Raw genomic sequence first — 19,658 nt, 5'->3', positions numbered from 1 at the left:
AGGCGAGAGCAGATATGGCAGATCGGCGTGACGGTTCAAACCTATTCCCGCTGGTGCAAGCGTGTCTTACGGATCTGGGTGCAAGAAGGGCTCAAAGTTGCACAGAAACACGCTAAGTAGGGACGGCTCTGACTGAGCGATGGCTCCTCTATCCGTCTCCGGCTTGAACGCCCAAATCATGACTGGTCCCATGATTTCGCGCCGGATCGGACGCATGGCGGTCGGCTGTTTCGCACCCTCAACATTATCAATGAGTTCACGAAGAAGGCGCTGGTGATGCGTATCAAATGCAAGCTCAACTCGACCGACGTTGTTGGTGCCTTGACAGATCTGTTCATCCTGCTGGGCCCGACCGATTTTATAAGGTCCGACAAACGTCCCACGTCGGGAACTTTTGGCTGTTTAGGTTAGCAGGTCATAGGACATCCGGCAAACCGGGTGGCCTGTAATCGGCGCCCAGACGGGCTCTGCCATCGAGAAGTGATCTCCTCTACAGCAAACATAGGGTTCGCGCGATGGCGGCCCTCACCGTCCTAAAAACAAAATGCCAAATCCTAAGCAGAAGGCCCGAACATTATCTACGAGGTCAGCGAATTGCCTCCGCGACTCCGTTCAAAGAGAGTGGTGATCTTGGCCCACGAATGACCCTTAATCCGAAATCAGAGGTGGCTCGGTTCTGGGTGAAAATCAACAGCTGCGAGCATCGAAAGACCTCAGCTGGGCGCTCTGGCGACGATGAAGCGGATGCCATCGCCGAAGCTGTATTGAGATAAATATGCCCTGATTGACATTGCTGGGTCAACGCCTGAGCGCGAGGGACGTTGACCGCCAAGTTGCCGAACTCTAGGTCCGCATCGCCGTCCTGAACCGCGCTCGGCATACCTGTCACCGAAGCTGTCGAATAAGTCTGTGACCAAGGCGGGCGATCAGCCAATGTGATCGCCCGCAGGCAAATAGAGCAAAACTCTACTTATCAAAATGCCCAGTTGGTCCTGCCGATGAGCGATGAAACTCTGAAGCGGCTTGAGCGGCTTGCATGTGTGCATCCATTTCAGCGCGGGTGACTTTTCCATCACCATCCTGATCTGCGTGATCGAAATGTTTACGCATGGTATCGCTCATGTGAACATGCTTGTTGTTGACGGAAAGCTCGTGGGGCCCTCTTCCAATCCCCTGTTCGGCGAAAGCTGTTCCGGCGCTGATTGTGGCAATCATGGCCGCGAGAACCAGGTTTGTTTTGTGTTTCATTTTGGTTTAGTCCTTCTCCATTGAGGTTCCGTTAATGTGGCTAATCATGCAAACTATGCAATACTTGCAGTTGTCAGTTTTGTATCGGATTGTCGCAGAGTGCCGCATGGAGACATTCGGTTACATTAAAAATCGGCACTGGCCCTTTTTTCAGGTAAGTTTAGTAAATGACAAAGACACCTCACATCTTGCTCGTTGATGATAGTATCGAAATTTGCAAAGCCGTTTCGCGTTATTTAGAGAGGAACAATATGCGCGTTACGAGCGCTGCCGGAGCGGTGGAGATGGACAGTCTTCTTAAGGTTGGATGTTATGATCTCATAGTTCTTGATGTGATGATGCCTGGAGAGGATGGAATGTCTATATGTCGTCGTTTATCTGCAAAAGGAGGCGTGCCCATCCTGATGCTGACTGCGCTTAGTGAGGAAATGGATCGGATCATAGGACTTGAGATTGGTGCAGATGATTATCTTTCTAAACCTTTTAACCCCCGTGAGTTACTGGCGCGGATAAAAGCGATTCTCCGGAGGGCTCAACGGCCACAACTGCTCGCCGAGGGTCTCACGGGTAAACGCGTTCAATTCGCAGGATGGACTCTCGAGACTGATACTCGTCGCCTATTTTCAGCTGAAGGTCGTGAACAAACGCTAACAACATCAGAGTTTAAACTTTTGACAATTCTGCTGGAACGTCCACGTGTCGTGATGAGTCGTGCGCAATTGATCGACTTGGCCAAGGGTAGCTTACCCTCTGCCTTTGATCGAACCATCGACAATCAGATCAGCCGTCTGCGGCGAAAGATTGAAGCTAACCCCGGACGGCCAAGTATCATCACGACCGTTCGAAGTGGCGGTTACAGCCTTGCGGTAGATGTTGAGACGTTTTTGTGATGCGAGGACTGGTAGTAGGTTTGCGCGGTCAGATCTTGCTCCTGATAATTGGATGCCTTGTGATCGCGCAGGCGACAAGTATTTGGCTATTTATTGACGAACGCAGCCTAGCCGTAAGAGCCGCTATCGGAGCTGAGGCGGCAGGACGCGCAGCGAATGTAGCCCTACTGCTTGAACAAGCTCCTAAAGATCTGCATTCTTCAATCTTGAGCGCAGCCGACTCACCGCTCGCGCGCTTTCAGATCGATCCACGACCAGCGGTTGACCATCTTGATCATCAAGCAAATGGAGCGGTGGAGGAACGGATCAGATCACTTCTCTGGAATGGAGACACGAGAGAGGTTCGCGTTGAGCTTCACGAGGTTGGGCGTCCATTTTCCCCAATTGAAAGTATGCGCACACAAGCGTCTGGCCCTCAGGGAAGGACAATGCATGACAGGGTGTTGGGTCTTGAACTCACTCTCTCAATAGCTCTTCCTGATGATGAATGGCTTAATGTTGACACGCGCTTCCAGCGACCACCCCTGCAGTGGCCGATCTATTCCGCGGTGAGTTTTGTCGTGACTGCTGCGCTGCTGATCGGCGGAGCATGTTGGTATTTGCTTTCAAATTTGACTTGGCCGCTTCGTAGCTTGACCCAAGCTGCCGAGAGGCTTGGAAGGGGTGAGGAAAGTCATCCACTACCAGCTGTTGGCCCGATTGAGGTTCGTGGGCTGACAGAGGCATTCAACCTCATGCAGGAGCGCCTAGTACGAACTGTTTCGGAAAAAACACGCATAATGGCCGCTTTGGGGCATGATTTGCGTTCACCGCTGACCGCTCTTCGTGTCCGTGCGGAAATGGTTGACGATGAGGAGACGCGCGGCGGTTTGATCGCATCCGTTGAGGAAATGCAGAACATGGTTGAGCGCACGCTAGCATTTGCGCGGGGCATAGCAATCAGCGAAACTCCGGAGACGATTGAGTTGGGGAAGTTTCTTAGTGATCTCAAAAGTGACATGCTTGAAGATTTTCAACTTGACGTTGGTGCGCCGCTAGATGTCAGATTAAGACCGCAAAGTATTCGCCGTGCTCTCCGCAACGTTATCGAAAACGCTATTCGCTATGGCGGCAAAGCCGAGGTAACCTACAAACGGGATAATGAAAGAGCGGTTATCGAAATACGCGACTACGGCATTGGTATTCCCAATGAACTACTTGAAGATGTGTTTGAACCCTTTTTCCGTGTTGAGGCATCGCGCTCGCGCGAAACAGGCGGCACGGGGCTCGGTCTTTCCATTTCGCGCGCTATTCTGCGCTCCCATGGTGGTGATGCAACAATACAGAATCACCCAGGGGGCGGAATTCTAGCAAGTTTGAGCTTGCCCCTTTCCCAGAATTTTGAAGACCAAGAAGTCTTTATTTCTTGATGTCACATTAAAATGTAATATTTTGTTCTAGAACTGCTCCAATCGCATGCAATTCTGGCACGAGCCAAGAGCCAATGTAAATCACTTCGGAGAAATTTTGGACTCATTCCGACCACAGCTTCTTTGCTGCAAGATATGTTAGTGGTTTTGACGCCGCAACTCAAGGCTAGGTTTTGCCAGAGCCGTAAAGTTGAACTCAATGTCAGGTCCAATTAACGTGAGAGAAGTAGGTGCGGTGTCTCTCTCCCTTCGCATCTCGATCTGTGGTAGCCAACCGTATCCGACGCCTAAAAATTAGTGCGACAAGTGTGTTCCTGTTAGAAGTATTATTGACTCACAGTGATCTAATGGCCAAAAAACGCTGACATTTATGAGGCGATCCTTTGTTTAGCAAGGTCCAATCCCTTTGACCTCGACCGCCCTTCATTGTCACAGTCTCGAGTTCAGGCTGCCAGATAGTTTGTGAACGGCTCCGTGGTCCCGTCTCGATCGACCAAATGTACCACATAGGCCTCGCGCTCGCTTTCCGGTCCCATCCCGGGCGACCCGTAGGGCATGCCGGGCACTGCGAGGCCGACCGCGTCGGGGCGTTCCACCAGAAGACGGCGAATGTCTGCAGTGGGCACGTGGCCCTCGATCATGTAACCTTCGATGCGGCCTGTATGGCAGGAGACCATCTCCTGCGGGATGCCATTGTCCAGCTTGTAGCGCATCAGAAGCGTTCCGGCGCTCGCCTCTGTCGTGACGACAAAGCCGTCGTTTTCGAGGATCTCGATCCAGGCCGAGCAGCAGCCGCAGTTGGGATCCTTCATCACATGGATCGCCGGTCGCGAAGTTTGCGCTGACGTGCGAAGGGGAGAGGTCGCCACGAGCGCGGTCGCTCCGACCAGAATCGCGCGGCGAGAAATCGTTTCATGGGTCATTTGGTTTTCCTTTCTGATTGATGTTTTGTGCGGGCAGGTCAGAGATTGACCCGCCTGAGCCGCAAGGCGTTGGTGATCACCGAGACCGACGACAGGCTCATGGCCGCCGCCGCGATCATCGGCGAGAGCAGAAGTCCGGTAACGGGGTAGAGCAACCCCGCCGCGATGGGGACACCAAGAGCGTTGTAGGCGAAGGCGAAGAACAGGTTCTGCTTGATGTTACGCAGGGTGGCGCGGGATAGCTTGCGCGCCCGGACAATGCCCATCAGGTCACCACCCAGCAGGGTGATGCCCGCGCTTTCCATCGCCACATCCGCGCCGGTGCCCATAGCGATGCCCACATCCGCGGCGGCCAGTGCGGGCGCATCGTTCACTCCGTCACCCGCCATCGCAATCTTGTGGCCCTCGCGGCGCAGCTGGTCGATCAGGTCCTTCTTTGCCTCGGGCAGAATGCCGGCGCGGACCTCGTCGATCCCGAGTTTGCCTGCAACCGCCTGCGCCGTGCGTTCGTTATCGCCCGTCGCCATGATCACCCGCAGTCCCTGCGCGTGCAGCTCCCTGATCGCCTGCGCGGTGCTGTCCTTGATCGGATCGGCCACCGCTACGATGCCAACAAGCGCGCCATCGACCGCGACGAACATCGCGGTCTTTCCCTCGGCGCGCAGGGTGTCGGCTTGCCCCTCGGCCGTGCCCGTGTCCAGGCCCATCTCAGTCATCATCGCGGCATTGCCGAGCGACACCGCCCGTCCGCCAACCATGCCGCGCACGCCCTTGCCAGTGACGGCGTTGAAGTCCACAGCCTCCTGACGCGGTGCGCCCTGCGCTTTAGCCCCTTCGACGATCGCCTCCGCCAGCGGGTGTTCCGAGCCGCGCTCCAGCGCTGCGGCCAGCGACAGCAGGTCGGTTTCGGTCACATCCCCCAGCGCCACCGTATCTGTCAGCTTCGGTTTGCCCATCGTCAGCGTCCCGGTCTTGTCGACGATCAGCGTATCGACGCCCGCCATGCGCTCCAGCGCTTCGGCGTCCTTGATCAGCACGCCCGCCTGTGCGCCGCGCCCCGCGGCAGTGGTGATGGAAATCGGTGTCGCCAACCCCAGCGCGCAAGGGCAGGCAATGATCAGCACCGAAACGGCTGATGCAATCGCGAACACAAGCGCGGGTTCCGGGCCGAATATCATCCAGACCACGAACGCTATGATGGCGATGGCGACCACGGTAGGCACGAAGACCGCCGACACCCGGTCGGCCAGCCCCTGGATCGGCGCGCGGGACCGCCGCGCGTTCGACACCATGGCCACGATCTGCGCGAGGACAGTGTCGGACCCGACTTTGGCCGCCTTGATCACCAGAGAGCCGTTCTTGTTGATCGTGGCCCCGGTCACAATGTCTCCCGGGCCCTTTTCGACTGGCATCGATTCACCGGTCAGCATGCTTTCGTCCAGCGAGGATCGCCCTTCGATCACCGTGCCGTCGACGGGCACCGCATCTCCGGGACGGACGCGCAGCCGGTCGCCCTCCATGATGTTTTCCAGTGGCGCGTCGTATTCAGTGCCCTCCGGGAGGATACGCCGCGCGGTCTTCGGTGCCAGATCCAGAAGCGCGCGGATCGCATCCCCGGTGCGTTCTCGCGCTCGGAGTTCCAGCACCTGGCCCACGAAAACCAACGCGACGATCACCACGGCCGCCTCGAAATAGGTGCCGACGCCGTGGCCCATTCGGTACTGTTCGGGGAAAACGCCCGGCAGGAACGTCGCCACCAGTGAATAGAGGTAGGCAGCCGCCACGCCGAGGCTGATCAGGGTCCACATGTTCGGGCTACGGTTCACCACCGAGTCCCAGCCGCTCCGAAAGAACGGCAAGGCGGCCCAGAGGATGATTGGCGTCGCCAGCACGAACTCAAGATAGCTGGCGGTCTGATGCCCGATCCAGTCGCGCACTGGCAAGGCCACCAATTCGCCCATCGTGAGGATGACAAGCGGCACCGCGGCTGCGGCCGAAATCCACATGCGACGCGTGAAGTCGGTCAGTTCCTCGCTTGGCTCGTCAGACGGCACCATCGGCTCCAGCGCCATGCCGCAGATCGGGCAGGCACCTGGCGCATCGCGGACGATTTCGGGATGCATCGGACAGGTGTACTTGACGTTGGCCGGGGCGGTCTTCTTCTGTCCAGCGGCACGCCCTGAAGCGTAGAACCACGGATCAGCTTTGAACTTCCCTTGGCATTTTTCCGAGCAGAAATGGAAGGTCTCGCCCTGAAACTCGGCGTGACGCCCGTCAGGCTTGACGGCGACAGTCATGCCGCAGACCGGGTCCTTTGCCGTCTCGGTCCCAGCCGGGATGTCGGGGGGCGCGTGATGGTGATCTCTCTCCATGGTCTGCCAGCCTTTCGATCTGTTTTTTCAGTTTGCGGTTTCTAACGACCGGAACCTCAAGCCCTTTTAGTGATTGGCGTGAGCGCCTTCCCCGACCGAGTTGCGCGCGAGGAACAGCCGGACGAACAGGAACACCAGAGCCATGCCAACGATGCCGACCACAACGATGAGCGGGTCGGACTGCCATTTCACTGCGGCGAAGGCGGCCAGCACCACGGCATCAAGTGCGATGGCCGTCAGCAACACCCAGCCTCTCGCGCTGATTTCCTCGCGCAGATGCCGGAACACACCGAAGTGGATGATCATGTCCATCACCAGATAGAAGAAGGCCCCAAGCGAGGCGATGCGGCTGAGGTCGAAGAAGACCGTCAGGAATCCTGCGATAACGACGGTGTAGACAAGCGTGTGGTCCTTGATCGTGCCCGGCATCCCGAAATGGCTGTGCGGGATCATCTTCATGTCGGTCAGCATTGCCAGCATCCGCGAGACCGCGAACACGCTGGCGATCAGACCCGACGCCGTGGCCACCAGCGCCAGCGCCACCGTAAGGTAGAAGCCGGTCTGACCGAGGGACGGCTGGGCCGCTTCGGCCAGCGCGTAGTCCTTCGCTGCCACGATACGGTCAAGCGGCAGGCTGGAACCGACCGCGAAAGCCACCAGCAGATAGACGACGACGCAGATGGCGATCGACCAGACGATGGCCCGGCCCACATTGCGGTGCGGGTCGGTGACCTCTGCACCGCTGTTGGTAATGGTCGTGAACCCCTTGAAGGCCAGGATCGACAGCGCAACCGACGCCACGAAATCGGTTTTGTCCATGTCTCCATCCATCGCCTCGAACGAGATTCCGCTCGTCCAGAGGCCGGCTGCCCCAAACAGCGCGATGCCGCCCACCTTGAGAACGGCCATGACAAGAGAAATCAGCCCGACCGACCGGTTCCCGGAGGCATTCACGAGATAGGCAAAAATTATAAGCCCAACACCCAGCGTTGGCACTAAAGCGCTATCCGGATTACCGCCAATCACCTTAACTGCATAAGTTCCAAAAGTGCGCGCGACGAGACTTTCGTTGATGACCATCGACAGCGCCATCAAAAGTGCAGCACCCGCTGCGACCGTCGTCGGGCCGTAGGCCTTCTTCAGGATCATCCCGATGCCGCCCGCTGACGGATACGCGTTCGACATCTTGATGTAGGTATAGGCGCTGAACGCGGTCACGATGGCGCCCACGATGAACGAGAGCGAGAAGAGAGGCCCGGCGAGTTCGGCGATCTGGCCGGTTAGGGCGAAGATGCCCGCGCCGATCATCACGCCGGTTCCCATGGCTACCGCGCCAGGCAGGGTAATGCTGTTCTTCTCGTAGTCGTTTCTCGACACGGGATTTCCTTTTTGAGCTTTTGGCGCGTATTTTGTCAGTGAAACCGCAAGTCTGTGACATGCCCCAGGCTAAACATAGTCCATATCTTGCAGTCACTTTCTCTGATGACCGGCTCGCCTCAGGAGCGCAAAACACTTGCCTTGCAAAGGACGCAGCTAGATGCACCTCAGATCACGCAGAAGGGGACAAAGGACACCATCATGTTCATAAAACTTGTTTTCATCCGTATTTGACGAATCCGATGCTAGCATTGGAAAGTGGGGCAAGGCTTCATTTCGAAACGTTGCCCCACCAAGTTGTAGGTGGCCCCGTAGACGTCTTGCTATTATTTCAATGCAGTCACAGTCAGCTTGCCTTTTACGCGGTCTGCAACGAATTGAATGTCCTGCCCTTCTGACATTTTTTCCAGCATGGCTTCGTCCGCGCGGAACACCATGGTCATCGCGGGCATATCCAGGTTGACGAGAGGGCCGTGGATAATTGTGACCTTGCCGGCTTTGGCGTCGATTTTCTTGATGGTCCCGCTCGTGTATTCCACGTCAGCCTGAGCCATCTGGTCACCGACTGCGACCTCCCGGTGCATGCCGGATTCGTAGTGGCCAGGGATCAGGCACGCCGCTTCGAATGTGCCAGAATTTGCGAAAGTCCAGACAACCTCGCCGGAAGCGCCCGCATCGAGACGGATACGGTTCGGATCGTCATGTTCCATGTCCATCTTGGCCATTTCGATCTTGTGCTCGGCATTGCGCTCTACCGTGTCGAGGACGAATTCATGCTCCAGCTCACCCTTGTTGGTGATGTTGAAGCGGATGGTTTCGCCCTCCTTGATATCCATCGGCTCACTCTCGATCAGCATCTGGCCCTCATCGTTTTCGAGTAAAGTGACGTCGATTGTGCGGTCAACCTTGGCGGCGTCACCCGGCATGCCGACCATCATTGCGGCTGGCTTGGTCTCCCCATGTCCACCGTCGTGTGTACCTGAAGCAAAGGCCGGTGCTGATAGCGCGATCGCGAAGCTTGTCGTCAAAAGAAGATTTCTCATTTTATTGTCCTGTAGGTTGGTTCGGTTGGAGATGACGAAGGGCCGCTCAGCCCTTCGAGGTTGGTTTCGGTGTGAGAATGGTCTTGGGGCTGTTGTTGGAGGCAAAGTCGGGTAATTCGCCAGTCCATTCGTAGGCCATCTCGCCCGGAGGGTTCTCGTACCAGCCGGGATCGGAGTAATCGTCCGCGTCGATGCCGTCCCGCACCTTCACGACCGAAAACATGCCGCCCATCTCGATGGGTCCGTACGGGCCCCAACCCGTCATCATCGGGATGGTATTGTCGGGTAGCGGCATTTCCATTTTTGCCATGTCCCCCATGCCGGACATGCCCATCGGCATGTATTCCGGCTGGAATTGACGGATCTTCTGGGTCAGCGGCTTCTTATTCACCCCGATGAACGTCGGCACGTCATGGCCCATGGCGTTCATCGTATGGTGCGATTTGTGGCAATGGATCGCCCAATCTCCCAGATGATCGGCGACGAATTCGTAGGCGCGCATCGCACCTACGGGAATGTCGATGCTGACCTCCGGCCACTGTGCTTCAGGCGGCACCCAGCCGCCATCCGTGCAGGTGACCTTGAAGTCATAGCCGTGCATATGGATCGGGTGGTTCGTCATCGTAAGGTTCCCAACCCGTACTCGCACCCGGTCGCCCTTGTTCACGACCAGCGGATCGATGTCGGGGAAGATCCGGCTGTTCCAGGTCCAAAGGTTGAAATCCGTCATCGTCATGATGCGGGGTACATAGGTACCCGGATCGATGTCGAAAGCATTCAGCATGATCAGGAAATCACGATCCACCGGCATGAATGTGGGATCCTTGGGGTGGACCACGAACATGCCCATCATCCCCATCGCCATCTGGGTCATTTCATCGCCGTGGGGGTGGTACATGAACGTTCCGGACTTCACCAAGTCGAATTCGTAGACGAAGGTTTTGCCCGGCGGGATGCTTGGATGGCTCAATCCGGAGACCCCATCCATGCCTGAAGGAAGAATGAGCCCGTGCCAATGCACCGTTGTGCCTTCCGGCAGCTTATTGGTGACGTAGATACGCACCCGGTCGCCTTCGACTGCTTCGATCGTCGGGCCGGTGGATTGGCCGTTGTAGCCCCACAAATGCGCGATCATGCCGTCGGCAAGCTCGCGTTCTACCGGTTCGGCCACGAGGTGAAATTCTTTCACCCCGTTGTTCATCCGGTGCGGCAGGGTCCACCCGTTCAATGTGACCACGGGTGTGTAGTCCGGCCCGGAATTGGGACGCGGCGTAATCGCCGTTGCCGCACTGTCCATTTGGGCAGCTTCGGGCAGGCCCATGTTCAGTGTTTTACCCCAGGCTTTCGAAGATACCAGCGTTGCACCTGCCGCGCCGGCTCCGAGTAATTGACGTCTGTTCAACATGTCAGTTCCTTTCAGTGTCCTGCGCCGCCACCGGCGGCAAGTGTTGCGCCTTCTCCACCAGCACCGCCGCCATCGCCGCCGCCATAGATCGCAGCGGTCAGGTCAGCCTGAGCCATGTAGAATTCGCGTTTTGCATTTGCCGCTTCCAGCGATGCGCCAAGCTTCTCGCGCACATCAGTCAGCAGCTCGAAAGTATTGGTGATCATGCCATTGTAGGACAGCAGACCCTCTTCTTCGACGGTCGTGCGTAGCGGCACCAGAACGTCGCGGTAGTGGCGGGCGATCTTATACGCGGCATGATAGGAGGTTTCGGCACCGCGCGCCTCAGAGCGGACGTTGACGGCTTTCTCCGCAAGCACGTTGGCCGCTTGCAGGTACGACAATTCCGCCTTGCGCATCCGGGCCTTACCGGTGTCGTAGATCGGGATTGCGAACTCCACTTCCACCTGAGGGGTGGTTACAGTCTCTGTTTCTCCATCCTCGATTTCCCGCTCTGCCTCGAATCCGGCAATGAATTCGAGATCGCTGACAATGCGGGTCTGGTCGGTCAGACCAAACGCCTTGGCCTGTGCTTCCAAGCCGAGTTTGGCAATCCGCAGATCAACCCGATTCCGTAATGCTTTCGCTTCGATGTCAGTCACACGACCGACGGAACGCGGCAGCGCAGGAAGGGCATCGGGCACATAATAGTCTACCTCGGTGCCCCATAGGCCCATCAATCTGGTCAAAGCCTCCTTGGACCGTGTCGCATTCAAGCGTGCCTGGGCAAGTTGTCCGGCGAGTTCGGCATTGAACGCCTGTTCACGGGCCTGTCCGGCTTTGTTGAGGGCTCCGGTCTCACCCAGCCTCATGGCCAATTCCGATCCGGCGTCAGAGGTCGCTTTCGCACGGCGAAGATAACTCACCGCCTCGAAGGCGGCTACGGCATCGACCCATGCCTTCCGCGTCTGATTGGCCAGTGCGAGCGTATCATTTACAGCACTAAGCTGCGCCTGCTGGAAGTTTGCGTCTGCAATGGCCATACGCTGCTGGCGCGTGGTGGCATCGAGCACGTTCGACCGGATTAGTCCCTCGATTGCCCTATATGCACCCAGTTCGGGCGCACCGATGCCCAGGATACCTATCGAAACGATCGGATTTTCCGGGGTCGATTGCTGCCAGGCCTCGGCGGCGGACAGGCCGACGTTCGCGTATGACGCCTGCAACCCCTTGTTGTTTAAAAGAGCGACCTGAACGGCGGTGTCCGCCGAAATGGTCTTGCGATGCACCATTGCGTGCACCTGCTTTTGCAGAGCCTCGTTTTCGGCCTGGGTTTCAGCGAAGGCTGTCCGTTTGCCGATGGCTGGTGTGACCTGGCTGGAAATGTTGACGAAGCCAGCCTTTGGTTCCGTGTAGATGCCCGGTACAGCCGTAGCGCAAGCACCCAAGATTAGCGGAAAGCCGAAAACCAGCGGAAACTTCGATAGCCGCATCAGTTGCCCTCCGTCTGCTCTTGATTGACGGAACGCCAATCCCGGGGGCCAGTTGGTCCGCGATAGGTGTAGCCAGCCAACGGGTCCTGATAGCTGATCGGCGACGAAACTGTCGTATTAACGGCGGCCTGTTGAGTCTCGACGGACGGCAAGGCGGTGGGTTCATAGGCGCATGCGCCAAGCCCGAGGGCCGAAGCCCCCATAAGAAGATGAATTTTCATGAAAGTAACCTGATTGGTGAACGTTGTCTCACGCAGAAACTGCGCAAGGCTCACACCCAATTTGGGCGCCGGTTCAGATCAGGAATCGAGGGGGCCGCAGAAAACCAGTCGTTTCGAAGGAATACGTCTGTCCGTCCAGAATCACATATTGCCTCGTACCAACTGGCTCTGCTCGCAAGTTGGTATCGTCGAGGAAGGCGACAGAAATACAGATACCGTTACAACATTCGTCTGACTGCCGCTCTTTGCCATCCTTGTCGGACACTTCTATGCCGATGTCACTTACGACCTCAAGCATCGTGTGTGCGTGATGCGCATCGCTTCCGGTTTCACGGGCCTCCGCAGCACCAACGACACCAACAGACTTGACTTCATGTCCGTCATGCATGCCGGACGACGCGTGAGCGGCAGAAGGTGGTGACAATACCAACGCCAGCGCAAACACGATGCACGTAAACGCCCTTGACCAGCTTGATATGAAAACTCGGAAGCTCATGCCGCGACTATCGGAGAACGATGCAGTACAGTCAATCCGTCCTGCGCAGGAAGGTTAGTTGAATTCTTCGTGAAACGGGCGGGATACGGCCGCTGCTGTCAAAAATGTTGAAAATCGGAAACATGTAACGGGCCAAAGCCTCGCCCGCGCTCAGCTCACCAATTTCTCACAGCCATAGCTCGCTTCGTTGATCGCTGTGGCCAATTCACTTTCATCTAAGTTGCTGTCAACGTCGACTTCAAGTGCGGTTAGACCGCACGAAACCGTCGCATCTGGGCCGGCAGCCATGATGGGCTTTTGTATGGAAGCGGCACGATGGCCGCGATCTCCGCGCAGATTGCAATAGACCCTGAAAGGAGTCCGCCCACTCGGATAGGAATATTCCGTTCTGAAAATCACCGCCAGCGTAAGACATGCAGAAAAGCTACTTTCCAATGCTATCAACATTTCCGCAACTAGGTCCGGCAGTAACCTACCATTTGTTATGTCGCTCGGCCTGCAGTTGAGACATGGAACGCGGTTCAGGAGATTTCGAAACTTAAATTTCATTCGTCCCAAAGACCTGGAGCGAATGCTTGGTTCCCAAACGCAGGTTCAACATCCTCGATCTCAAGCCGTATATGTGCCAACGTTCTTACATGCAGAGGTTTTTCTCCGTCGACATGCCCGGTATTCAGTTTGTGAGCATTGTCTTGGCATTCAGCCTCGCAGCGTTACTGCCGGTCCTCTGCCTTTATATCTTGCTTTCGCCGGGCTTTGCAGCGGCTCTTGCCGCCGGCGGGCCATCGCTGGCCCGCTTTCTGAGGCAAGTTACGACCAACGGTCTGCCCGTAGTTTTTGCCGTAAACTATGTCAGTTTTTTTCTTTTCGCGGTGATACAGAAACCAAAGGTCGCCCGCCGAGATACGGCGTTTTTCGTGCTGGTGGATATCTTGCTCAGAGCCATTCTCTTTCCAAGCCTCCACGCATTGATCTACGTTTTGTCTGCCGACTGGTTCGAGTCATTCGGGGGCAGTCGTGCAACCGCGTTGTCGGTCGTTGCCCCAACCCTTGCGCGTTCGGCGTTTTTTGAGAACATCTCCGGAGTTTATCTTTATGCGACAATGATCAGCGCGCTGCCGCTATATGTTTCAGCTTTCGGGCAGTCGGAATTTCTTGGACCGACTGTTCGTCGCTTGCCAATAAAAGCGGGCTTGATGCTGCTCGCCTTGTTTGCGTTTGCCCTGTCGGTCGGATTGATCGCAATCGGTGCACAAGGCATCGCATACCTTCAGGGCTAGATGATGGCTGGCTATTCACCGTGGGAATGCGCGGCCTGAGGTGCCAACCATCGCGACAAGTAAACGCGCTCGAAAGCGAAGACAGCGATCATTCCGACAGCCGCATACAGAACGATCATTGGATCACTTTGAAGCTTCATTACGGTGAAAGCTGCCAATACAATTGCATCGAGAGAAAGCGCAGACAAAAGCACGATACTGGAGGCGCCAACTTCGGTTCGACGATAGCGGAACACGCCCCAATGTATGATCATGTCCATGACGAGGTAAAAGAAGGCACCAAGGGATGCGATCCGTCCCAAATCAAAGAGCACGGCCAGCGTCGAGGCGATAACGACTGTATAGACCAGCATATGCCGCTGGACAGCCCCGGACATGCCAAAATGGCTGTGCGGGATCATTTTCATCTCCGTCAGCATGGTCAGCATCCGCGACACTGCGAAAACGCTGGCCAGCACGCCGGATGCCGTGGCCACGGCCGCCAACACGACCGTCAAGTAAAAGCCGACCTGCCCGAGTGCGGGCTCAGCCGCCTGGGCCAGCGAATAGTCGCGCGCGGCGATGATTTCGTCGATTGTCAGGCTCGCGCCCACGCCAAAGGCCACAAGCAGGTAGACCACCACGCAGATCGCGATGGACAGCATGATAGTGCGGCCCACATTGCGGTGGGGATCGGTGATTTCGCCGCCGCTGTTGGTGATCGTGGTAAAGCCCTTGAAGGCAAGGATCGCCAACGCAACGGACGCGATGAAGCCTGTCACTCCAAAGGTCTCGGCCGTTTCTGACGCGGCTGCGAACTGAAACCCGCTTGACCAGAGTGCTGCGATACCGAACAGCGCGATGCCCCCGATCTTGATCGCCGCCATGATTAGAGAGAATAGCCCGACGGAGCGGTTTCCTGCGATGTTGACCAAGAATGCGAACACGATCACGGCAACCGCCAGAACGGGCACAAGTGGCCCGCCCGTGATGTCGAAAGGCCGCAAGACATAAGTGGCGAATGTCCGTGCGACGAGGCTTTCCGCGATCACCATGCTGAGCGCCATCAAAAGCGCCGCTCCCGCCGCGACCGCCCCCGATCCATAGCATTTCTGAAGGATCATCGCGATGCCCCCTGCCGAGGGCCAGGCGTTCGACATCTTGATGTAGCTGTAAGCGCTGAAGCTGGTCACGATGGCACCAGCGATGAACGCGAGTGGAAATAGTGGTCCAGCCAGCTGGGCGATTTGTCCGGTCAGGGCAAAGATGCCCGCACCGATCATCACGCCCGTGCCCATAGCAACAGCTCCGCCAAGGCTGATCGAGCCTTCACGGTAGCCGTCGTTCCCATCGTGGTTTTTATTGTGTTTCTGCATTTCGATCTGCCTTGGTTGCTTTTTAGGTCGTTACGCCTCTGCGCATGCCCACCCGATAGGTTTCAGGCCGCCAGAAGTCCCGACCCTGGGCGTCTGATGAAATCGCGACTACTCCCGTTGCGAGGGTGCGCCGTAGATCCGCCGGGAAGTTTGCGAACGCCATGTGACTACAACGGCGGCCCCTTGCAGAGCGATAACTGACGCCACAAGGGCAACGAACGGCCATCGCGCCCAGTTCGGCTCAGGCATTTGGCGGTGAAAATCAAGAAAATGAAAGAACAAGAAATAGGCCGTGTGCAGCACTGCCAGCCACCACAGAACATAAGGGCCCTGCTGGATGTATTTTCACACGGACGTGCCAAGTACCCTTTGGCTGAAATTATTCGACGTACCGGCAAGCACAAAGCCGTAGAGCAGTGCCGCGATCCCAACCACATTGGCCAGCGCAAACCCGTGCCGAAGCATCACGTAGCGTTGCAGCTGGGGGTGAAACTCAAAACCGAACAGCCGTGCAAAATCAAGCTCGACCCAGCCGATCAGTATGATGATGGTATGCACCGTCGCCGCCAGAACCGCATAAATACCGAGCTCGCGTCGGTACGGCATGAGCTTCCGTAAAAAGGGCGCAGACGACAAGCGTGCGAGCGGCCCAATCGCCATTGCAGCAACGATGAGCAGCAGTGAAAGATCCCCCAGCGCTCGGTTGTAGCGGTGCATCTCCGACCACTCGGCACGCGAAGCAAGCAGCAGGTATCCCGTCAGCACGGACGTTCCTATGATTAGTACGTGCCGCAGAAGGGCGGGTTTTTTCATCATGGTTTCAGATACCGTATGTTTGCAGTCTTCCAAAGATGTTTTAGGCACGCAAATAACACATCAGATCGGCTTTCGCTTCCAATCAGCGTTCAACATTCTGCAGAGTGTTGACGTTTGGTATGAAAGCCGGAACCCGGCTGGCATACCTGTCCCAGCTTTCGCCAAAACGGGCGCGACTGTCCCCCTCCTCGCCGCGGGCAAGCCGTGCGTACATCCAGACCAGCACCGGGAACATCGCGAGCGTCAGGAGGGTCGGCCATTGCACGAGAAAGCCCAGCATGATCAGCACGAACCCCACATACTGGGGATGGCGAATGCGGGCATAGGGGCCTGTCGTCGCAAGCAACCCCTGACGCTGCGCGTTCCACAGATGGTACCATGCCACGGATATGAGCCAGAAGCCGCCGCCGATAAAGACGAAGCTCAGGAGGTGGAACGGCCCGAAATGCGGGTTCGATTGCCAGCCGAACATCATTTCGGGGAGATGTCCGCTGTCGTGGGCAAACCAGTCTACCTCCGGCCAGGTCGATTGCAGCCAGCCGGAAAGAAAGAAGATGGTCAACGGGAACCCATACATCTCGGTGAAGAGAGCTACGACAAAGGCGCTGAACGCTCCAAAACTGCGCCAGTCGCGTTTTGTCTGCGGCTTGAAGAAACTGAAGGCGAAAATGATGAACACCGCCGAATTGATAAATACTAGCAGCCAGAGTCCATAGGAAGCACCTGCATCGGTCATTACTGGTCGTCTCCCTTACCGTGCCCGCCGTGGCCTCCATGACCGCCGTGCATGAAGAAGTGCATTCCAACGCAAAGCAGCAATGGCAGCCAGATCAGCAATCCGCTGCTCAGGATGTGCACCCGGTGCTCGTAACCCAGGAGAAGGCCGCCAACTGCCAGCGCAACGATCAGATAGATGCCGGCGCGTGATCGCCAGAATGAGGGCGGGCGGGGGGCATGCTCCGATTGACTTTGATTAACATGTGATGGATCAGGTTGATGGGTCACGTTGTGGCTTCCTTTCTAGATCTTTGCGCCGCGAAGGCGCAGCGAATTGAGCACCACCGAGATCGACGAGGCGCTCATGGCGAAGGCGGCAAACATCGGGCTGATGAGGATGCCGAAGAACGGAAACAGCACCCCCGCCGCGACAGGCACGCCAGAGGCGTTGTAGATCAGCGCGAAGAACAGGTTCTGCCGGATATTACGCATGGTGGCCCGTGCGAGCCGCCGTGCGCGCACGATACCGTCGAGGTTGCCCTTGACCAGTGTGATGCCCGCGCTTTCGATGGCCACATCGGCCCCGGTGCCCATGGCAATGCCGACATCGGCCTGTGCCAAGGCCGGTGCGTCATTGACGCCATCGCCGGCCATCGCGACCTTGCGGCCCTGCTGCTGCAATTCCTTGATGATCCGTGCCTTGTCCTCCGGCAGCACATCGGCCCGGATCTCGTCTATGCCCAGACGCGCGCCGATGGCCTTGGCCGTGCGTTCGTTGTCTCCGGTCGCCATGATAACGCGGAACCCCAATTCATGCAGATCCTTGATGGCGGCGGGTGTGGTTTCCTTCACCGGGTCAGCGACCCCGACAAGACCGGCGATCTTGCCATCCAGCACCACGAACATTACTGTCTCGCCCTCGTCGCGACGGGCATTTGCCTTGGCGGTCAGGTCGCCCGCCTCAAGGCCAAGGTCCCGGATCATCGCCAGATTGCCGAGCGCGACCGCTTTGCCGTCGACGACCCCCTTGACGCCCTTGCCGGTGACCGCCTCGAAGTCGTCGGCATTAGCCATCTTCACATCGCGCTCTTCCGCGCCGCGCACGATGGCCTCGGCAAGCGGGTGTTCCGATCCGCGCTCCAGCGATGCGGCGAGACGCAGGACCTCGGCCTCGTCGTGACCGGGTTGCGGCAGGACGGCGACAAGCTGCGGCTTGCCCATCGTCAACGTGCCGGTCTTGTCGACGATCAGGGTATCGACCTTCTCGAACCGCTCCAGCGCCTCGGCGTTCTTGATAAGTACCCCGGCCTGGGCCCCCCGCCCCGTCGCCGTCATGATCGACATCGGCGTGGCGAGGCCGAGCGCACAGGGACAGGCGATGATCAACACGGCGACAGCCGAGATCAATGCGTAGGACAGCGCAGGCGCGGGCCCCCAGATCGCCCATGCGATGAAGGACAGGAGCGCGATACCGATCACGGCCGGAACGAAATATCCCGCCACTTTGTCGGCATACTTCTGGATCGGTGCGCGCGACCGTTGCGCGTTGGAGACCATCTCGACGATCTGCGCCAGCATCGTGTCGGATCCGACCCGCGTCGCCTCCATCACGAGGCTGCCGGTGCCGTTGATGGTGGCACCGGTCAACGGGTCGCCCTCGGTCTTCTCGACTGGCACGGGTTCTCCGGAGATCATGCTTTCGTCGACTGAGGACCGGCCTTCCAGAACCACGCCATCTACCGGCACCTTGTCGCCGGGACGCACGCGCAGCCGGTCGCCGACCTGCACATCCTCCAGCGGAATCTCCTCTTCGGATCCGTCGTCCCGGATGACCCGCGCGGTCTTTGCCGCCATGTCGAGAAGCGCGCGGATCGCCTTGCCAGTGCCTTCACGGGCGCGCAATTCCATCACCTGGCCAAGCAGCACAAGCGTCACGATCACCGCCGCCGCCTCGAAATAGACGCCGACATGACCTTCGGCGTCGCGAAATCCGTCCGGGAATATGCCGGGTGCCAGAACGGCGACGACGCTGAAGAGCCAGGCCGCGATTACCCCCATACCGATCAGGGAGAACATGTTGAGATTCATCGTCCGGAACGAATTCCAGCCCCGAACCAGAAACGGCCAGCCGCACCAAAGAACAACCGGGGTTCCGAGAACCAACTCGATCCAGAGGGTTGCGCGCTCGCCGAAAATCTCTCGCACTTCCGGGAAGCCGAGATAGGGACCCATGGTGAGGATCAGAAGCGGAATGGTCAGTACCGTGCCAACCCAGAAACGCCGGGTGAAATCCACCAGTTCGGGGTTCGGGCCGTCGTCCATCGGGACCCCGGACTCAAGCTCCAGCCCCATTCCGCAGATCGGGCAGGAGCCGTGCTCGACCTGGCGAACCTGCGGGTGCATCGAACAGGTGTAGACGGCGCCGTCATAGCCCTCCGGGACGGTATCGTATCTGCCGTCCGCCGGGGCGGCACCAGCGTTATGGTCATGACCGTGGTGATCATGCCCGGCATGGCTGTCGAGCTCCGCCTCGGGCACAAGATGCATCCCGCATTTCGGGCAATCGCCCGGACCGTTCTGCCGTACCTCAGGGTGCATCGGGCAGGCGTAAATGTTGGATTCGGTTTCATGTGA

Annotated in this window: 17 protein-coding genes and 1 pseudogene; 4 read left to right on the top strand and 14 right to left on the bottom strand. The window is 57.7% G+C overall.

All coding sequences use genetic code 11. The features are described from left to right. Positions 1–57: 57 nt before the first annotated feature. Positions 58–381 (top strand): annotated as a pseudogene (locus K7H22_RS17225) (IS3 family transposase); the annotation flags it as partial. A gap of 585 nt (positions 382–966) precedes the next feature. On the opposite strand, the gene K7H22_RS17220 reads toward K7H22_RS17225, so the two are convergent. After that, positions 967–1,248 carry an EF-hand domain-containing protein gene (locus K7H22_RS17220; protein ID WP_230802110.1) on the bottom strand — a complete coding sequence of 94 codons (282 nt, stop codon included), beginning with the start codon at positions 1,246–1,248 and terminating at the stop codon, positions 967–969. Between the two features lie 167 nt (positions 1,249–1,415). Here K7H22_RS17220 and K7H22_RS17215 point away from each other — a divergent pair, with 167 nt between their 5' ends. Next, positions 1,416–2,138, top strand: coding sequence for a response regulator (locus K7H22_RS17215; RefSeq protein ID WP_230802109.1), 723 nt, complete (start codon positions 1,416–1,418; stop codon positions 2,136–2,138). Positions 2,139–2,197: 59 nt separating this feature from the next. Further along, positions 2,198–3,547 (top strand): ATP-binding protein, encoded by a 1,350-nt coding sequence (locus tag K7H22_RS17210; RefSeq protein ID WP_230802108.1) that lies wholly within the window; start codon positions 2,198–2,200, stop codon positions 3,545–3,547. A gap of 443 nt (positions 3,548–3,990) precedes the next feature. Here the strand turns inward: K7H22_RS17210 and K7H22_RS17205 are convergent, their stop codons facing one another. The 8 genes from K7H22_RS17205 to K7H22_RS17170 form a co-directional block, all read right to left on the bottom strand. Next, the gene (locus K7H22_RS17205; RefSeq protein WP_230802107.1) at positions 3,991–4,470 is read right to left on the bottom strand and encodes a DUF411 domain-containing protein; all 480 of its coding nucleotides are present in this window, start codon (positions 4,468–4,470) and stop codon (positions 3,991–3,993) included. A 38-nt stretch (positions 4,471–4,508) separates the two neighbouring features. Further along, positions 4,509–6,842, bottom strand: a complete 2,334-nt coding sequence (locus K7H22_RS17200; RefSeq protein WP_230802106.1) for a heavy metal translocating P-type ATPase — start codon at positions 6,840–6,842, stop codon at positions 4,509–4,511. A gap of 66 nt (positions 6,843–6,908) precedes the next feature. Then, positions 6,909–8,219, bottom strand: coding sequence for an APC family permease (locus K7H22_RS17195; protein WP_274561032.1), 1,311 nt, complete (start codon positions 8,217–8,219; stop codon positions 6,909–6,911). A 326-nt stretch (positions 8,220–8,545) separates the two neighbouring features. Further along, on the bottom strand, positions 8,546–9,262 hold the full coding sequence (locus K7H22_RS17190; RefSeq protein ID WP_230802105.1) for a copper-binding protein: 717 nt from the start codon (positions 9,260–9,262) through the stop codon (positions 8,546–8,548). Between the two features lie 46 nt (positions 9,263–9,308). Then, complete coding sequence (locus K7H22_RS17185) at positions 9,309–10,667, bottom strand: multicopper oxidase family protein (protein WP_230802104.1); 1,359 nt, start codon at positions 10,665–10,667, stop codon at positions 9,309–9,311. Between the two features lie 11 nt (positions 10,668–10,678). Beyond that, on the bottom strand, positions 10,679–12,139 hold the full coding sequence (locus K7H22_RS17180; RefSeq protein WP_230802103.1) for a TolC family protein: 1,461 nt from the start codon (positions 12,137–12,139) through the stop codon (positions 10,679–10,681). Beyond that, positions 12,139–12,360: a hypothetical protein gene (locus K7H22_RS17175; RefSeq protein WP_230802102.1), complete on the bottom strand. Its 222-nt coding sequence runs from the start codon at positions 12,358–12,360 to the stop codon at positions 12,139–12,141. The genes K7H22_RS17180 and K7H22_RS17175 overlap by 1 nt, the downstream gene beginning before the upstream one ends. A gap of 73 nt (positions 12,361–12,433) precedes the next feature. Continuing rightward, complete coding sequence (locus tag K7H22_RS17170; RefSeq protein WP_230802101.1) at positions 12,434–12,805, bottom strand: hypothetical protein; 372 nt, start codon at positions 12,803–12,805, stop codon at positions 12,434–12,436. A gap of 626 nt (positions 12,806–13,431) precedes the next feature. Between K7H22_RS17170 and K7H22_RS17165 the strand changes: the two genes are divergently transcribed. Beyond that, positions 13,432–14,136 carry a hypothetical protein gene (locus K7H22_RS17165; protein ID WP_230802100.1) on the top strand — a complete coding sequence of 235 codons (705 nt, stop codon included), beginning with the start codon at positions 13,432–13,434 and terminating at the stop codon, positions 14,134–14,136. Positions 14,137–14,147: 11 nt separating this feature from the next. Here K7H22_RS17165 and K7H22_RS17160 read toward each other — a convergent pair whose 3' ends face one another. The 5 genes from K7H22_RS17160 to K7H22_RS17140 all read right to left on the bottom strand — a co-directional run bounded on the left by K7H22_RS17160 (position 14,148) and on the right by K7H22_RS17140 (position 19,622). Further along, a complete protein-coding gene (locus K7H22_RS17160) occupies positions 14,148–15,491 on the bottom strand; it encodes an APC family permease (protein WP_008282879.1) in 1,344 nt (447 codons plus the stop codon). Positions 15,492–15,836: 345 nt separating this feature from the next. Then, on the bottom strand, positions 15,837–16,307 hold the full coding sequence (locus tag K7H22_RS17155; RefSeq protein WP_230802099.1) for a ferric reductase-like transmembrane domain-containing protein: 471 nt from the start codon (positions 16,305–16,307) through the stop codon (positions 15,837–15,839). Positions 16,308–16,389: 82 nt separating this feature from the next. Continuing rightward, on the bottom strand, positions 16,390–17,043 hold the full coding sequence (locus K7H22_RS17150) for a methyltransferase family protein (RefSeq protein WP_018065789.1): 654 nt from the start codon (positions 17,041–17,043) through the stop codon (positions 16,390–16,392). Next, positions 17,043–17,165 carry a DUF2933 domain-containing protein gene (locus tag K7H22_RS17145; protein WP_230802127.1) on the bottom strand — a complete coding sequence of 41 codons (123 nt, stop codon included), beginning with the start codon at positions 17,163–17,165 and terminating at the stop codon, positions 17,043–17,045. Before K7H22_RS17145 ends, K7H22_RS17150 begins: the two co-directional genes overlap by 1 nt. A 162-nt stretch (positions 17,166–17,327) precedes the next feature. After that, complete coding sequence (locus K7H22_RS17140; RefSeq protein ID WP_419248192.1) at positions 17,328–19,622, bottom strand: copper-transporting P-type ATPase; 2,295 nt, start codon at positions 19,620–19,622, stop codon at positions 17,328–17,330. Positions 19,623–19,658 lie beyond the last annotated feature (36 nt).

It is taken from the genome of Seohaeicola saemankumensis (assembly GCF_021021435.1).
Classification (GTDB): domain Bacteria; phylum Pseudomonadota; class Alphaproteobacteria; order Rhodobacterales; family Rhodobacteraceae; genus Seohaeicola.
This window is presented reverse-complemented; position numbering and strand designations above follow the sequence as displayed.

Coding starts and splice junctions, on each gene's coding strand:
- K7H22_RS17220 (WP_230802110.1), bottom strand. CDS start 1,248: ATGAAACACAAAACAAACCTGGTTCTCGCGGCCATGATTGCCACAATC.
- K7H22_RS17215 (WP_230802109.1), top strand. CDS start 1,416: ATGACAAAGACACCTCACATCTTGCTCGTTGATGATAGTATCGAAATT.
- K7H22_RS17205 (WP_230802107.1), bottom strand. CDS start 4,470: ATGACCCATGAAACGATTTCTCGCCGCGCGATTCTGGTCGGAGCGACC.
- K7H22_RS17200 (WP_230802106.1), bottom strand. CDS start 6,842: ATGGAGAGAGATCACCATCACGCGCCCCCCGACATCCCGGCTGGGACC.
- K7H22_RS17190 (WP_230802105.1), bottom strand. CDS start 9,262: ATGAGAAATCTTCTTTTGACGACAAGCTTCGCGATCGCGCTATCAGCA.
- K7H22_RS17185 (WP_230802104.1), bottom strand. CDS start 10,667: ATGTTGAACAGACGTCAATTACTCGGAGCCGGCGCGGCAGGTGCAACG.
- K7H22_RS17180 (WP_230802103.1), bottom strand. CDS start 12,139: ATGCGGCTATCGAAGTTTCCGCTGGTTTTCGGCTTTCCGCTAATCTTG.
- K7H22_RS17175 (WP_230802102.1), bottom strand. CDS start 12,360: ATGAAAATTCATCTTCTTATGGGGGCTTCGGCCCTCGGGCTTGGCGCA.
- K7H22_RS17160 (WP_008282879.1), bottom strand. CDS start 15,491: ATGCAGAAACACAATAAAAACCACGATGGGAACGACGGCTACCGTGAA.
- K7H22_RS17155 (WP_230802099.1), bottom strand. CDS start 16,307: ATGATGAAAAAACCCGCCCTTCTGCGGCACGTACTAATCATAGGAACG.
- K7H22_RS17150 (WP_018065789.1), bottom strand. CDS start 17,043: ATGACCGATGCAGGTGCTTCCTATGGACTCTGGCTGCTAGTATTTATC.
- K7H22_RS17140 (WP_419248192.1), bottom strand. CDS start 19,622: ATGCACCCTGAGGTACGGCAGAACGGTCCGGGCGATTGCCCGAAATGC.